This window comes from Sporosarcina sp. So3-204 (assembly GCF_058068165.1).
Genome location: NZ_CM176485.1, coordinates 138198 through 154300, shown reverse-complemented (window position 1 = coordinate 154300; position 16103 = coordinate 138198). Strand labels below are relative to the sequence as shown.

Sequence of the window (16103 nt, the reverse complement as noted above, 5' to 3'; positions counted from 1 at the left end):
ATGTTTGTTTTTTATATTATTTTGGAGGTTAGAATATGCTTAGTTTAATTATTACGGAAAAGCCTTCTGTTGCCAAAAATATTGCAGATGCTTTAAAAATCAAAAACAGAAAAGACGGCTATTTTGAAGGAAATGGATATATTATTACCTGGGCGTTTGGTCATTTGCTCCAACTATATGATGCAAAGGATTACGATGAAAAAATGGCAAGATGGGATCTAGAGAACTTCCCTTTCATTCCGTCAGGTTTTCGATACAAGGTGAAAAGTGATCCACGAAATCGAGGAAAAGAAGATCTAGGGGCAAAAAAGCAGTTGAAGATTATATCTGGCTTAATGAAACGAGACGATGTAGATAAAATTATTTCAGCCTGTGACCATGATAGAGAAGGTCAAATTATAGGAGATACAATTATTTACAATCTCAAGACACAGAAAAAAGTATATCGACTTCTGCAAAATGAATGGACGCCTGATGAGGTATTGAAAGGGCTTCAAAACATAAAGCCTAATACTGAAATGAGACCCCTTCTGGATGCCGGTATTAGCCGGCAATGGGCTGATTGGGTAATTGGCATCAACTTAACATCAGTGGCAACATTGCAGTATCAGAAAGGTGCAGGACAAGCCCTAAATATTGGACGAGTATTAATGCCGACCTTAAAAGTTATTTATGATCGAGATAAGGAAATAAAGAACTTTGTACCAAAAGATTTCTTTAAACTTGAAGCTACATTTAAAACTAAAGATGCCAAAGAATACAAAGGAACGTATTTTGAGAATGAAGTAGAAAAGTTTAAGTCTAAAGAAACCTTAGAGCTAATTGAAAAAGCTTTGGCAAATCAAACGGCTTCCATCAATGACAAGCAAGTTGAACGAAAAAGAGAGTACCCTCCCTATTTGTTTAATCTTTCAAATCTGCAAGGTTATATTACAAGCAAATACAAAGGATGGACATCTGATAAAGTTTTAAAGGTAGCCCAATCGCTTTATGAAAAGAAGTACATTACGTATCCAAGGACCGCGAGCGTTGTATTAGAGGAAAGTCTAGTAGAAAAAACTGCAAAGGTACTAGATAATTTGAAAAAAGGATTACCATATGAGAATGAAATTAATTTCACTAAGTTAAAACGTGTTTTCGACAATTCAAAAGTCGATAGCCATAGCGCCATCATACCAACCTATCTGATACCTAAAACTTTAACAAGCGATGAACAGATGGTATATATAGCCGTAAAAAACCGTTTCATCATGCAGTTCATGCCTATCGCGGAACATGAAGAGACAAAAATAATCACTAAAGTTAATAGTAGTGAAGTAAAAGGACGGTTTGTATCTAAGGGGCGAGTACAATTGGTTGAAGGCTGGAAAAAAGTCGAGAAGATTGAATCTAAAGATACAATCTTACCCCTTGTCAACACAAATGATATCGTAAGTATTGTAAGCCACAACCTGACATCACATGTTACGAAGCCCCCCAAGCATCATACGGAAAGAACATTACTAAGGGTAATGGAAACCTGCGGAAAGGGTTATGAGGATGAAGACAGCGAAGAAATGATGGCTGCGATTTTAAGTGGCTATAGTATTGGGACCCCCGCTACAAGGGCTGAAACTATAAAAAAACTTAAAGATGTTGGCTACATTGAAGGACAACAGAAAAATTTAATATGCACTGAACTTGGAAGAAAGCTAGTAGAAACGTTTCCAATTAAAGAATTATTTGACTTAGAGTTTACGGGGCGATTGGAAAAAACGTTGTCTGATATTGAAAAACAAAAGTTTAGTAAAGAAGCGTTCCTTGACTTAATTTATGAATTTACCACTAATGCTGTTGATAGAATAAAAAGTGGAAAAAAAGAAATTATTAATGAAGTCCAACAAAAAGAAGTACAGAAAGAAATATTGGGTAAATGTCCCCTCTGTAGCCATGGGATCATAGAAGGAATAAAAGGATACGGTTGCAGTAATTGGAGAAATGGCTGTAAATATGTTATTTGGAAGAACGATAAGTTCTTGGCTTCAATGAAGAAAAAACCGACAAAAACTATGGTGAAAACACTTTTGAAAAATGGATTAGTAACGGTCAAAGGATTAACTAGCAAAAAAGGAAATAAGTTTGATGCTAACATGAGGTATGAAAAAAATCAGGAAAATGAATATTTCAGTTGGAGGATGGAATTTAATAAAGAGTGATTAATTACAATTAACGGTTCCCGTTTAAAGGTTCAAACGGGTTGACTAATAACATATGTAGAGCCTTAAACTTTAATGGGTTTGGCTCGGGCTTGTCAAATAAAGTTGTATAGAAATAATAAAGTCGTTTAATTCTACTTTCAAAAAAACAAAGGAGATACTACTTAAAAACTAGTATCTCCTTTTAAAGTTCTATAAAAATATTCGTTTTAGCTTAACTGTAGATATTAAAACAGAAAATAAAGTTATTTAATTCTTCTTAAACTCAAGCAACCCGTTAGTTGAAGAACATTAAGCAGTATTTTGAACTAAAATCCTAAAACTTTAACAGTTATAATGATTAACAGTAAAATGATATTTAGCCAAACGATAAATTTAATTATAACCTCAGCCCATAACTTCCTACGCAATCCAAAATAAAGAATAACACCATAAATCAAGAGGCTAATAACTACACGATATTTAGTAACTTCTTCAATTCCCAAATCAAAAAAATCAATGAATGTATTTATTAAAACAGAGATAACAAATAAAAGAAGGTATATCTTAATTTTTTTTTCTTTTCTCTCGGACTCATCTTTAAATTCATACATTTTATCTCGCCTCAATTTATCGTCTTTTTCCTTTAGTTTAACAAATGTGTACTTAAACTAAACTGCCCTGTTAGTTCAATAAGAATAAGAGTTACCTCTGGCAACCCCATGATTTTTTACTAAAGTTGGCAATAGGTAAGCATTTGAAGTAATCTCCAGCTTTTCCCCTGCTCCACACGGAACGTGACAGTTTCCCGTCATTCCGCGTTCCATCTAACGATTTGTACTAGACTATAAGTTCCTCGTTACCCTCAGACAAATATAGTGCCTAAATTCTTTCTGCTAAGAGCTCGCACTGTGGAAATCCCACATTCTTACCCGATCGGTGCGACGAACGTTTGGAAAATAATCATTCCATTTCGCTAGACTTGGGGCTGTTCCTCCACCTCTATTACAGAGGTTTCACTGGTCGTACCCCTACCCTCATAAGGACAAATGCATTTTGCCATAAGGCTTATAGCAACCGTTTCGGGTGACAGCCCTTGATTCAACGTTCCTTACTTTCCAAGTACCTTACAACGCAGCTATACATTCTAAACGTAGGTGCTTCCTTTAAGCCTGTGAACTGGATACCGCCATTGTTCGGTATAGTGTATTTCAGAGGGTGCATTTTTACTCTACACCATTCACCCCATCGTTGGATGGGACACAAGTTTCCTCATGTTCTAACTTTAGACCTGTACCTTCGGAAGTTCGTCAGTTCCTTTATATAGGAACTATTCTCACCATATCTAGTTTTTCAGCCATGCGGTCTATCCTTCGGCATACCTTTTCATATGAATGGCTTCAGCCTAGTTCAACCGAATCTACCTGTGCTTCACACCCCATGACCAGTCAATCATGACGCATGCAGGAGTATTGATGGGATAGTTTCAGGAAACATGGCTCCATCATTCCTACCCTCCGTTGTAAAGTTGAAATTTATTTTTATAAATCTCCTGTATTTTTACGCTAAAAAGCGCTTATAACAGAACTTGTCGCGCGCACCCGTTAGCTGAATAACAAATTATAATTTCGAACCACACCACGGACAAAAATCAATTCCTATACTTGAAGAACCACCATCATGAATTATCAATCCGTAGTCATTATCTTTTTCATCGAATATGATTATTTTATCAGGACAGTCAAAGGGATTTTCATGAATATCACACTTGAAATTTGCATGATAATCCATATCCTCACAACAATGTTTTTTCATATTTCACCTCTCCTTGTAAAAGTCAAGCACCCGTTAGCATAATAACTCTTTCTAAATTAACGGTTTCCAATTAGGGTCTTTTATATCTTTCTTATTTGGCTTTCTCACAAATTCAATACAGTCTTCTTGACATGCCCCGAACTTAATGTAGTTTTGTTGTGCTTGTCTTAATGATAAATCATTCGCACCACCTTCATAATCAGGGTCTCGAAATTGAACACCGTCATCTTCCCAAAAACATACTTCGCAAATTTCATATGTATCAGTTGGCTCTTCACTTAATGTTTTATAACCACAACAAGGACAAGTATATTTCACGCTTTCACCTCGGTACTGTTTTATAAATTTTACCATAGTCTTATGCAACTAAACTGCCCCGTTAGTGAAAAGCGGCTCCACTTATTTTAGAAACGCACCTCGTTAGTTGAACAAGTATTTGCCACTTAATTATTCGTTAAAATCACAACATCATCACTTCTTATTACTTCAAATGTCAAGTCATCCTTAATATTAAGAACTGAGGAAGAGTTCGCCACTGTTTTATTGTGGCTGGAAAAATATATCCCATATCCATTATTTTGTGGGTATACATACAAATAACATACAACTTTTCCATCCTTCAAAAAAACGATTTGGTTCATTCCTTCACTAACCGTTTGACTGATATTATCCCATTTATAACCTACTGTTTCATATATCGTATCTTTTGTTGTATATGGGTCAAAGGAATACGCTACATCCCATTCAAAAGGGGTTATATCGGATAAATTTACTGTTTCAACGGATTTTTCAATAGACAACACTTCTTCTTTCAATAAATCTGCATTAACATCCCATAAATCCTTCTTTAATAGATTTACTAAAACAAATATAATCAAAATAACAATTGCCACTATTGCTAATGTTATTTTATTTTTCATATAAAATTTCCCCCTCGCATCTTAAACTCTTCTGCCCCGTTAGTTCAATAAGAAAATTTCCACTATTTTTTTAAGAAAGTAACAGGAAATCCTTTATAAACTGCAAAAGCAATCATATTTAAAACAAATAAAATCAAGAATTGTAACGTCGAAACAAATAAAACAAATAAAACATCTGCGTGTAGTATCGTTTCGCCAGGTGGAAGTTCTTTTGAAGGATCTAAACTCATAAAAAAGAAAACAATAATAGAACAAAAGAAACCTATATATGCGTAAATCCAGTGCTGGTAAAATGCAATTTTAAATTTACTAAACCAAAGAAAAATGCTTGTAAGCGCGATAATTAAAGGGAAATATAAAAGTTGAAAAGCTATCATATCAATTTTGTCTCTCAGTATTGACCAAAATAGAAATTGAGCGAGGCAAATAATAATAACGTTTGTAAATGCTACTACAATAGATGAGCGCTTACTTGTACGCACTTTCCCCCTCCTTTATATAGAAATTTTTTATTCAACTAAACTGCCCCGTTAGTTGAATAAGAAAATTATTACTAGCCTTTAATAAAGCCTACTATTTCCAAGCAAATGCAAAATGTCCACTCTTCCTATACGATAATATCACACTTTTCAGTATATACAACATCCCATAAAATCTCAGCATAATTCTCTGTTACAATGACCATTGTACATTGAAAAATTCTTGCTAAAACTGTTGCGCTTTTCAATGATGAAACCATAGGAATGGCTGTACACCAACAAAAAGGGGACCTATCCGCTATTGCAAATGGGTCTGTACTTTACCCTTCTATTTTGTTGTTTTGTCCCCATCAAGAGAGCACGTTATTAAAAAAAATAGGATTTTTTTCGACTTTTTCAAATAACTTGTTTACCTTTTGTAGAGTGAAACGTTTAAGTAGTAGGAGGGTGGATATGAATGACCAGCAATTAGAAGTCTTTTTGGCAGAAAAGTTAAAAGTAATCTATGCTTATTTAATAAAGATGGGGGCAAAAAAAGAAGATGCAGAAGATGTATTGCAGGAAACAGCGTATCAATTCATTCGATACATCAATGAAATTGAGGAAGCGTATGCAGTTCGTTGGTTATTTCGTGTCGCAATCAATCAATATTATGACCTACTCCGTAAACAAAAAGTACGTTCTGAGAAAATGCTTCATTTAGATGTAGCTGAAATCGTTGGTGACGAATCAGCTGAACATATCATTCTACAATTGGAGGTTAAGGCAGATATTATTCGTACCCTCGAGCGAATAAAACAAAATGAAAAGGAACTACTTTTATTAAAGTATAGTGCCAATTTATCTTTAAAGGAAATTGCTGAGCTTTTTTATACGACAGATAAAACAGTGAAAACCCAGTTAGCACGAGCGCGTAAACAGTTCATTAAACATTACAAAGGAGGCACGATATGAGTAATTCAAATTTATTTGGAAGTGACCCCTCTTTCGAAAAAATCGTCAAAAGGGCGAAAAAGCACTCGTTATTAAAAACCATCTTCATTTCTTTTGTCGTTTGCTGTGTGACTCTTGTTTTACTACTTGCAATTGGTACATATGTAATGGAACGAAACTATGAAAAGTCTTCGACACAATCTACAGAGGAATATATTGTTAAGGGGGCCAATGTGCAAATGACTGGTTCCACGGCTACGGCATTCTTCATTGCAAAACTAGCCAATGAGCCCGCAGTCAAATTTGTAGGTGAGATACCTATCCCTTGGCAAGAAAATATGCATCTATTTACAGTGCTAGGGACACATACGGAATTTCGTAAAAATGAATTGTATCACCTACCAAATGGTGCAGCTTATTTAAATGGACACAGGATGATTGAGTTTGTACCAAGTCATCTTCAAGCGACAAATTCAGCTGACTCGCTATTAGAACGGATAGATGATAAAACACTTGTAGAAATCGCATTATCTTTTGACCAACCATATGATCCGAATTTTGTAGAAGAGACCTTTCAACCACATCTTGTTTGGAATTGGGTTGACGCTGAGAATGTTCGAGTAATTGGAGATGAAGCCTATGGTTTTCAATATTTATCTGATGACATGGAAAACTCCATTAATGCATTTAAAGTGACCGCTGAAGGTTTAATGAAAAAAGATAGAAAATATGAGAGGTTACAAAATGTCATTTCAAATGATGTGAAAATATCAGGTGTTGTGTTGACGGGAACATACGAAGAGGTTCGTCCATATTTATTACTAGATGTTGTGAAGTATATTAGTGTCGGTGTCACTATTCGTGAGTAGAGGTGAAGAAGGTGCGGAGATTTTGGCAATTAACACGGTTTTTTATGAAACGGATGCTACTTAGTAAGCTTTATTTGGGATCAATGTGTTTTTTTATAATCACCTTTACCTCTAGATTTGTAATTCGAGCAAATGAGGCTTATGGAATGAGTGATTATGGAAACCTTTTAGGTGAAATGTTTATCATTATTCAAGTTTTGATGCTGTTTCATCTTGTCTATTTTTACAAGCTTTTTTCCGATGAATTAAAGTACGGTGTTCAATCATTTTTTGTAGATTCGTATCAAATATTACTACAAAAAATCAGCGCAATTGTTGTAGTCCATATAATTATTCAATGGTTATTTTTTCAGGGTCAGTTTGTATTGTATGTATTGTTAAATCGACTTTGGGGGATTGTCGATAGCAGTTTTTATTTAGATGCTTGGATGTTTATGATCATTTATTTTGTTCTACCACTTATAGTGTCAATGTTAATAGGCTTAATAATCGCATTTGTATTTGGAAAACATAAAATCAGTTTTGCAGCCCTTTTTCTTAGCTGGATTTTGATTGGCCCGTTAACGACTGAGATTTTTACAGGTTTTTTCCGTACTATTCCCGCTGAAGACATACAATCCCTTTTCTTCTTAGGTGTACAAAATATGAATCACGTTTATACGGATTATATTGGATTCAATTTTACGGGTGCCAATGCATTGAAAGTCTTCTTCTGGATTGTGATAGGTTTCGCGATTCTGTTACTACTGACATTACGTTATGTACGGATTCAGCGAGATAAAATGATGGTTATCAGTATCATCGTTTGTTTCTTACTGCTCGGAATCGTTTTTGTGCCGATGATAAAAACAACAACGAAATATTACTCATACGAAGACCGGGAATTAGCATCAATGTATTATAAAAGTTTACCCGAGACACAGCCAGACTTGCGCTATGACATAGAGAGGTATGATATGGAGCTTATCAATAATACAGACGTTTCGGTTATTGTTAATGTTTATTTTAAAGAACTTCAAACAAACACACCTACGTTTCAGCTATATCATGCCATCGAAGAACTTAAGATTACAACAAAGGAAGGGGAAAACATTCCATTTACTCAGATTGGTGACCAGTTGCAATTACATTTAGAGCATCCTTCTTCTTTACGCTTTACATATAAGCTCATAGATACCGCACTTCTTCCTGTGCGCAATGGCTCTATGATGCTACCTGGTTCACTTAGTTGGTATCCAAGAAAAGTGGAGGGACATATTTTTCAATTTGAAAAAGAAGGAGCACCATTACAGCAGCCTATTCGTCATGTGGAACATGACGATATAACATTAACAACGACTGGTTACAAATCCATTGTAACGAACTTAAAGGAAGTAAAGGCGAATCAATATGAAAATTATACAGGTGGGGTCCTGTTCATTAGCGGTCAATTTGAAGTTTTAGAAGTAGGACAAAACAGTGTTGTAATACCATCAGATTGGAACAATAATCATGAACCGGTTATAAACTTTTTTGCTGTGTCGGAAAGCGTATTTTCAGAAATGGAACATATACTGTCGCTTGATGTACAGTCAATTCCAGGGCTAGTTATTTTCCAATCGCCTTTGCACGCTTCTTATATGGATGAAACAAATTGGTTGTATCATACTGACTCACTTTATCCAATCGATAAGATTGTTACGCTGTATGAATTGCCATATCAACTTGTCGAAACGTTTATTGTTAATCAAGTAAAGAATCATTCGACAAAAATGTATTCAGAGTGGCAAAGTTTAATGGGTTTGACGCTGCAACTGCGATGTAATCTACAATTGGGAAGCTTTTTTCTTGAAAGCTCCTATCCATCTTCCTACGATTATGAGTTAACACCATCAGAACAGATGCGATTAGAGGAAGTGTATGCAAGTTATTTCAACTTATCAGAGGAGAAGCAAAATGCCTTTTTAAAAGCTTGGTACGAAAAGATAGAAATAATTCAAAACGATTGGGAACAAATCAGACTACTAATGGATGAGGTGAAATAGGATGCAGGTTGAGATAAAAGGCGTATGTAAACGATTGAAAAAGAACGATATATTAAAGCATATCGATTTAACGATTGAAGGCATTTACGGATTAGTTGGACCAAACGGAGCTGGTAAAACGACACTCATGAAAATTTTAGCGAGTTTACTCTCTTTTCAAAAGGGTGATGTAAGTATTGATGGGCAATCTTATGTTAAGCGCGGCTACGTGCAACAAAATCCACTTATCGGTTATTTAGCGCAAGAGTTTATGGTGTATCCGAAGATCACTGTAGACGAAGTGTTGGACCATATTGCTGTTCTTCAAGGAATCAATGACAAACTAACCAGAAGAAAAATGATACAAGAAGTATTACAAAAAGTAAATTTGGAGTATCACGGTCAAAAGAAAATGTTTGAGCTATCAGGAGGCATGCGAAGACGTGTCGGTATTGCACAACTGTTACTAAGAAAGCCTAAAATTCTGATTTTCGACGAGCCAACAGCAGGATTGGATATTGAAGAACGTATTCGTTTCCGAAACTTACTGAAAAATTTAGGGAACGAACATACAGTTGTTATATCTTCACACATTGTAGAAGACATTGAATTTTTGTGTAATAAAATTGGTGTCATTAAAGAGGGTAATGTTTTGTTTGAAGGTCCCCCCGAAGCATTAAAAGCACAGGCCATCGGTTGCGTTTACGAATATGACATTTCATTTGAAGAAATAGATGCCTTCTTACATGAGAAAGAAGTTGTACAAATTACTGAAATGCACAATCATTTAACAGTTCGTATTTTCTCAAGAGAAGCTGAAGAAGGTAAACAAGTATCACCACGTTTAATGGATGGATATTTAGCGGTAGTAAGGGGCTGATGAACGTGCAAAGTATTGAACTATTTAAGTTTGATCGAAGAAATATGGGCACAGTTTATTACGTACCATTACTTGTGTGGTTTGTGAGTGCTCTACTCATATGGCAAGCAAGTACAGAAATTGATTCATATATGTTTAGTTTTGTCGTTATTCAAGGCATATTCATTCCTTTTAGTTGCTGGCATGTTTTATTTCGATATAGCGATTTATTTGAAGACGGTGCATTTGAAACACTTTCTCCTTATTACCAAAAATATGTTTGGCTCGACTTGGTGAGGTATACCCTATTGAATTTGACAGCATTCAGTTTATTACTCGTAATGATTTACTTTAAATTCGGATCAATCGTATTTTCGTGGATACTTCTTGTACATCTAACGTTATTAGTTGTATTTTACGTTTGTGTGGGATTAACTCTCATTCTACTTTGTAAAAGTGTAGAAGTCGCATTAACAATCATCTCGATTTATACGGTCATTGAAGTAGTAACAGAAGGTACGTTCATGCCCTGGCCAAGAATCTTTATATTTCTACCACCATATTGGGATGTTGGGATACAGCTTAAATTTGTGTTCATAATAATGTGCGTGGTGGTAATGTTAATTTCCCTACCCAGATTACTTAGAAAGGATTAAATCCTTTTGGTTTTCTTACTTTTTTACAATTATCCAATTGAATCAATTTAATAATTTGTTTTATTTACGATTTTTTAGGAATAACTCCGAATTTAACAATTAAATGAACCAGTAAAAATACAAAACAACTAAAACCAGTATTCTCACTTGTAAGTATATTTGACTGGATAATTTGCATCGCAACTAAAACGTTTAATATATAAGAAATGAGAAAACACAAAAATGAAACACCCGTTACATAATTACCGAATAACGACCTTCTGTAATTAGATACATCTGTTTTATTAGCTTTTTGGATAGTCAAAGTATGTTGAAATTGTCTAACTAAACCGTTGAAACCGATAATTTAAAAAACAACAACTACATAACCAATTACATCAACCAATAATTCACCCTTCCGATTTTCCGGTTTATACCAGTTACTGTTACCTTTGTAGGGATTTTCCTTTCAAGAACATTAATTTATCTCCTTTTCTTGATAATGGCAATCATATTCAATGGGCCAATAAGCATTGGGAAACTTTTAACCGTTTGTTTAGGAGATCCGATTCTTAATTGCTTTATGTTATTTATTGAAAAGGTATTGAACAACCTCACAATAAAAAACTCTAGAACTATTTAGAAGCATTTCTTAATGATTCTATAATCTAGTTAAATAACTTTATGATCTTCTTACACCTAGAATTAAATGATTTTATTTTCTTTTTACAATAACGTTGAATATATGTGTTCAATGAATTAAATACTATTAAATAAGCAAAAGTATTAATATACTCTTGATTTGCTGAACATCATGCGATTATTCCAACGAAAAAGGTTCCATCAGCGGCAGTACTCAATGGGTTATCAGGTATAGAACGGAACTTATATGAAGAGATCGTGCGCACGACACTTGCGATGTTTCATACAGATTATTTATACACGGAAACTAAAGTGACAACTGATGTGAATGGCTTATTATTTTTCACAACCGGGAAAACTGAACGTGATAAAGGTTGGAAAGCAATATTCAAAAGTCCGACCAATAAAGAAAGTAAAGAAGAACCTTCCTTACCTCCACTTACGGAAAACGAACCCGTAAAAAGTAATATCGGTATTAAAGAGGGCAAAACGCTGCCGCCAAAGCCGTATACAGAGGGTCAACTTATCGCGATGATGAAAACTTGTGGAAAGCTTGTTGAGGACAAAGAAGAAACGGAAATTTTAAAAGAAGTTGAAGGATTAGGCACTGAGGCAACGCGTAGTAGCATTATTGAAACGATTAAGAGACATAATTATATAGAAGTGAAAAAGAATATTGTTTACATTACGGATAAAGGCCGAGTTCTCTGCCAAGCTATTGAAGGTAATTTACTTGCTAGTCCTTCAATGACCGCCAAATGGGAAACGTATTTACGCAAGATTGGAAATGGAGAAGGAACGGGTGAACGTTTCCTTGGCAGCATCGCAAAATTCATTAATAGCTTATTGGAAGATGTACCGAATCAACTTAGTGCGAAACCCATTGATGCAAAACTGGCCGCCAATGTAGTAAGCAAGACGACTAAACGAACATCTTACAAACAAGTCGAAGTCGCGCCCTGCCCTACTTGTAAAGAAGGTGTCATTATCGCACGAAAAGAATTCTACGGCTGTAGTGCATATAAAGAAGGCTGTAAACAAACTTTTCCCGGCATCTTTTTGAAGAAAAAGCTAACACCTAGTCAGGTTAAGCTTTTATGTACGAAAGGGAAAACGAATGTGATCAAAGGGTTTACAGCCAATACCGGTAATAAATTCGATGCTCAGCTTGCGCTTGTCGAGGGAAAAATAACAATTGAACAATAAGGGGTACCGGGTTCAATAATTCAATGAGAGCCTGGTACCCACTATGATTTACTCAATAATTTCAATTTTTTTTGCAGTTCCTTCCCCATTGGAAACATCATCCGACCATACAGAAACTTTTAATCCTACTTTTAATATTTCTATATCATCTGTAGTAAACCAAATTTCGGGGTTATCTATTCTTTCTTTCTCAACTACTAGCAATTTATTTCCATCTATTTGAACAATCTCCCCAGTTATAACGGCTCCAATATCTTCTTTTGCTTCATTATCTTTTGAACAACCAAATAAAAGTAAGCTGGAAATTAACAACATTATCAATAATGCTCTACTAGATTTCATTAAACTTCCCCCCTTTACAAAATAAAAAATGGTGCCATGTTCTTAAAAAATTGGAATTCAATGAGAACCTGGTATCCGCCAAGATTATGTTGCATTAATACTATAACGTCCTTCAGGTGCTTTTATTTCAAAGAAGTATTTCTCATTTCTCTTTAAATCTTCTAATTTGATGCCTTTACCTGGTGACACTTGAAACGCATCAATGAGTATATTCCCCTGTTCGTCTTTTATTCTGAGCAACACATTACTTTCACTATTCGCATCATTAATAACCCTCTTTGACCAAAAAATTCTATCATAGATTACATAATCCTGATTATTTATCCCATCAAAAGAGAAACTTACGCTTTGCCATTCTTCACGCTCATCAGTTATATTTACGATACCATGAACCATTGGAAAGAAGTATTGATTAACAACGCCTACATCTTGTATGACTTGCGCACCGATTATAGTAATCATAGAGGTCATCAAGATAGCTATGATCACTTGGAAACGCCGCTTTTGGTTGATGCGCTTAAACGGTTCTTTCGCCACTTCTACATCCGTTTCGATAATAGGTTTTGTTGGTTGTTGCATAATGTGCATGTGGTGAGTACATTCCACGCAACTCTCAAGATGTTTTTCCACTGCAGCAACCGTTTCTTTACTGCAAATATCGTCTATATACGACGGTAATAAATCTTTGATAATATTACAGTTCATTCAAATCCATCCTTTCTGCTAGTTTGCACTTTGCACGATAATAGGTAACCCTGGCCCAGTTCTCACTTTTTTCAAAGATATCTCCTATTTCTTTAAAATTTAAGTCAAGCGTTGTTCGAAGCAAAAAGATTTCTCGATAAGGCTCCTTTAAATGTTGAATTTCCTGATGTATTGCAAGTAGTGTACTTTCTTTTATTAGCGCGACATCCGGTAAATCTCCATTGGATTGAATATCCACACCGGTTTGCGCTAAATACTCAAGACTGGCATGATTCCGATACTTTGCCTTTTTTAAATAGTCATAATATTTATGCTTGGCAATTTGGCATAACCAGACAGATATTTTGCACTTACCATTGTAGCGATGAATAGATTTGACGGCTTGATAAAATGTTTCCTGGGTCAACTCTTCTGCTAAATCTACGTTCGATGTCAAACAAAGAAGAAAACGCTTTACTTCATTCGCATAGGATTTATATGTTTCGCTTAAATCCTCCACTTGATTCCCCCTTTCCTATAATGTTAGCTGGGATACTTATATATAGAATGAAAACCCTATTCGTTACAAGAAATGCCAAATTATTTTCATAATTAAAAACACAGACGCTATTTAGTGTCTGTGCTTAGTGAATGGTATCAGGTTCTATAACGGTTCTGAACTTAATTAAAGCCTGGTACTCTTGTCTAATTAATAAAGTTTGAAATCGATTCAAATACATAAAATCAACGAAATGATCTTTTAATAGTAGCTTTTAAAAGTTTCCCACGTAAACCGATGTTAGAAAACAATACTGAACTTCTTGCCAATTATTTAGCCGTGAATAACCAAATACATCTCAGGTATATAGGGGTGTAATCTCACCAGTTCCGTGCATAGTTCAAGTAATGGATTTCAACCCGGTTAATCGTGTTTTTTAAATGTTTCTGTAAAAAGGGATTCACTTTCCCGGTATAATCCTCAAGAGATTTGCATTCAACACACTCGTCCATAAAAGCAGTAAAGCGACAAGTGATGACAATAAATTGTTTCCCACTAGCATTTGAAAACGGCTCGGAAACTTTGGTAATCTGCATATTTACATATTTTCTTTTCATGAATGTTGTTGATTTGGGTGATAATTTAGTTGACAGAAAAGAGGTGACACCTTTTACAAGAATCATTCTTTTCGCCTCCCCTCTATCTTTATTTACAAACCGTGACGAGAACAAAATTCACTTTAATTATACAATTTCTATACGTATGTTATAAAATGAAAAAATCGAGGTACTCAAGCTAATTGAGTTATTTTTTATATGTTCAACCTTTCAATCAGTCGCCTTTTCCGATAAAGCATCTGGCTTGCTTCAGCAATATCATTGACAGCCGATCGATTAATGAACGCGCCGAACACGAGCCCTGCAATCGGAATCATTTGGAAAAGCTTTTTCCAACCGAGTTTATCCCGATAGGAAAAAGCAACTTCTCGCCAGCCTTGGAGTTCAGAAAGGACTTCACGTTTGGTAGATTCAGAAGGATCATCAAATTTAGACAACTGAGTCAGAATAACTTGTTTTCCTACAATATCAGCCGAAACAAATTGTAGACATTTCACAATAAACAAGCGTTCTTCTTTTTCGTTTGGATCATAGCCATAACAGATCGCAATGTCTTGTAATGTCTTTAATTGCAAACTTAGCAACAATGGAATATCAATCGTTAAAGTGAAAATACCACCAATTCCAGTACTAGCACCTTGTAACGTTGCAAGTTTTTTTCGGTTATCCGTTATTTTTTCCACTGCGATATCCATTGTTGAAATCGGAAGCTTCTCTACATTCTCTAATGTACACACTGCCAAGTCAGGATAATATTTAGGGATTTTAGAAACCGAACTTAAATAGCTTCCCCCTGTTTGGATGTACTGGCCAAGCTCGTCCAATAGTAAACCAATTTTATTTTGAATGAAAGTAGGCGTCAATTTATCAATTATTTTAAACGGTAAACGCCCTAGCTTGTCCCAAAACCACAAATCACTTTGATCTTTCTCCCATGCATTTACTTTGTTTAGTTCTGCTAAAAGCCATTCATTCGATTCAGTCATTGTATGTTTTCTCCACTTTCTTTGAATAGTCATCGTTCATATATTAAAAGAAGCGATATAACCACTTTTTGGTCATATCGCTTCTGCAAAGTAAAAGAAACCTCACCAAATAGTCATTAAGTTCTCTCATTCAACTACTGTTGACAAGAATACCGCGAAATAAGCCCGTACTGATGTCTTTGCTGTTTAGCTACTCTCCATAATGGAAGTTCGATATTTAATTAGTTTGAGTATAAGGGTTTCCCGATTGGCAGTCAATTCAAAAGGACTACGAGTAAATGGGCCAATGTTCTAAAGAAATTCTGAATTCAATGAGAACCTGGTTCACGACATGGGGGGGAATAATATACCTTTAAGCGTTGCAAGCAACTGAATCAGAAGGCATTGTAAAAAGATTCATACCACCAATTAGAGAGCATAGTGCCAACAGCCATTAAGTG

General features: G+C 35.1%; 17 protein-coding genes. 7 read left to right on the top strand and 10 right to left on the bottom strand.

Annotated elements, in window-relative coordinates; translation table 11 throughout:
• The first annotated feature begins 35 nt into the window (after positions 1-35).
• Positions 36-2195, top strand: a complete 2160-nt coding sequence (locus AC3RV6_RS00750; protein WP_489747577.1) for a type IA DNA topoisomerase — start codon at positions 36-38, stop codon at positions 2193-2195.
• A 308-nt stretch (positions 2196-2503) separates the two neighbouring features.
• Here the strand turns inward: AC3RV6_RS00750 and AC3RV6_RS00745 are convergent, their stop codons facing one another.
• The 5 genes from AC3RV6_RS00745 to AC3RV6_RS00725 all read right to left on the bottom strand — a co-directional run bounded on the left by AC3RV6_RS00745 (position 2504) and on the right by AC3RV6_RS00725 (position 5391).
• The gene (locus AC3RV6_RS00745) at positions 2504-2788 is read right to left on the bottom strand and encodes a hypothetical protein (protein ID WP_489747576.1); all 285 of its coding nucleotides are present in this window, start codon (positions 2786-2788) and stop codon (positions 2504-2506) included.
• A gap of 1006 nt (positions 2789-3794) precedes the next feature.
• Positions 3795-3989 (bottom strand): DUF6980 family protein, encoded by a 195-nt coding sequence (locus tag AC3RV6_RS00740; protein WP_489747575.1) that lies wholly within the window; start codon positions 3987-3989, stop codon positions 3795-3797.
• Positions 3990-4040: 51 nt separating this feature from the next.
• On the bottom strand, positions 4041-4307 hold the full coding sequence (locus AC3RV6_RS00735; RefSeq protein ID WP_489749146.1) for a CPCC family cysteine-rich protein: 267 nt from the start codon (positions 4305-4307) through the stop codon (positions 4041-4043).
• Positions 4308-4432: 125 nt separating this feature from the next.
• Positions 4433-4909 carry a hypothetical protein gene (locus AC3RV6_RS00730; protein ID WP_489747574.1) on the bottom strand — a complete coding sequence of 159 codons (477 nt, stop codon included), beginning with the start codon at positions 4907-4909 and terminating at the stop codon, positions 4433-4435.
• Between the two features lie 62 nt (positions 4910-4971).
• Positions 4972-5391 carry a hypothetical protein gene (locus tag AC3RV6_RS00725; protein ID WP_489747573.1) on the bottom strand — a complete coding sequence of 140 codons (420 nt, stop codon included), beginning with the start codon at positions 5389-5391 and terminating at the stop codon, positions 4972-4974.
• Between the two features lie 450 nt (positions 5392-5841).
• On the opposite strand from AC3RV6_RS00725, the gene AC3RV6_RS00720 reads away from it, so the two are divergent.
• The 6 genes from AC3RV6_RS00720 to AC3RV6_RS00695 all read left to right on the top strand — a co-directional run bounded on the left by AC3RV6_RS00720 (position 5842) and on the right by AC3RV6_RS00695 (position 12535).
• A complete protein-coding gene (locus tag AC3RV6_RS00720) occupies positions 5842-6342 on the top strand; it encodes an RNA polymerase sigma factor (protein WP_489747572.1) in 501 nt (166 codons plus the stop codon).
• A complete protein-coding gene (locus AC3RV6_RS00715) occupies positions 6339-7190 on the top strand; it encodes an anti sigma factor C-terminal domain-containing protein (protein WP_489747571.1) in 852 nt (283 codons plus the stop codon). Before AC3RV6_RS00720 ends, AC3RV6_RS00715 begins: the two co-directional genes overlap by 4 nt.
• 146 nt (positions 7191-7336) lie before the next feature.
• Positions 7337-9214: an ABC transporter permease gene (locus tag AC3RV6_RS00710; RefSeq protein ID WP_489747570.1), complete on the top strand. Its 1878-nt coding sequence runs from the start codon at positions 7337-7339 to the stop codon at positions 9212-9214.
• A 1-nt stretch (position 9215) separates the two neighbouring features.
• Positions 9216-10073 (top strand): ATP-binding cassette domain-containing protein, encoded by an 858-nt coding sequence (locus tag AC3RV6_RS00705; RefSeq protein WP_489747569.1) that lies wholly within the window; start codon positions 9216-9218, stop codon positions 10071-10073.
• Between the two features lie 5 nt (positions 10074-10078).
• On the top strand, positions 10079-10708 hold the full coding sequence (locus AC3RV6_RS00700) for a hypothetical protein (protein WP_489747568.1): 630 nt from the start codon (positions 10079-10081) through the stop codon (positions 10706-10708).
• 798 nt (positions 10709-11506) lie between these two features.
• Positions 11507-12535, top strand: coding sequence for a type IA DNA topoisomerase (locus AC3RV6_RS00695; protein WP_489749145.1), 1029 nt, complete (start codon positions 11507-11509; stop codon positions 12533-12535).
• 48 nt (positions 12536-12583) lie between these two features.
• Here the strand turns inward: AC3RV6_RS00695 and AC3RV6_RS00690 are convergent, their stop codons facing one another.
• From AC3RV6_RS00690 to AC3RV6_RS00670, 5 genes are all read right to left on the bottom strand, one after another.
• Positions 12584-12877: a hypothetical protein gene (locus tag AC3RV6_RS00690; protein WP_489747567.1), complete on the bottom strand. Its 294-nt coding sequence runs from the start codon at positions 12875-12877 to the stop codon at positions 12584-12586.
• Positions 12878-12961: 84 nt separating this feature from the next.
• Complete coding sequence (locus tag AC3RV6_RS00685; RefSeq protein ID WP_489747566.1) at positions 12962-13582, bottom strand: zf-HC2 domain-containing protein; 621 nt, start codon at positions 13580-13582, stop codon at positions 12962-12964.
• Positions 13572-14081, bottom strand: a complete 510-nt coding sequence (locus AC3RV6_RS00680; protein ID WP_489747565.1) for an RNA polymerase sigma factor — start codon at positions 14079-14081, stop codon at positions 13572-13574. Before AC3RV6_RS00680 ends, AC3RV6_RS00685 begins: the two co-directional genes overlap by 11 nt.
• 359 nt (positions 14082-14440) lie before the next feature.
• On the bottom strand, positions 14441-14743 hold the full coding sequence (locus tag AC3RV6_RS00675; RefSeq protein ID WP_489747564.1) for a hypothetical protein: 303 nt from the start codon (positions 14741-14743) through the stop codon (positions 14441-14443).
• A 128-nt stretch (positions 14744-14871) separates the two neighbouring features.
• Entirely contained in the window at positions 14872-15663 is a 792-nt protein-coding gene (locus AC3RV6_RS00670; protein ID WP_489747563.1) for an EcsC family protein, read from the bottom strand.
• Positions 15664-16103 lie beyond the last annotated feature (440 nt).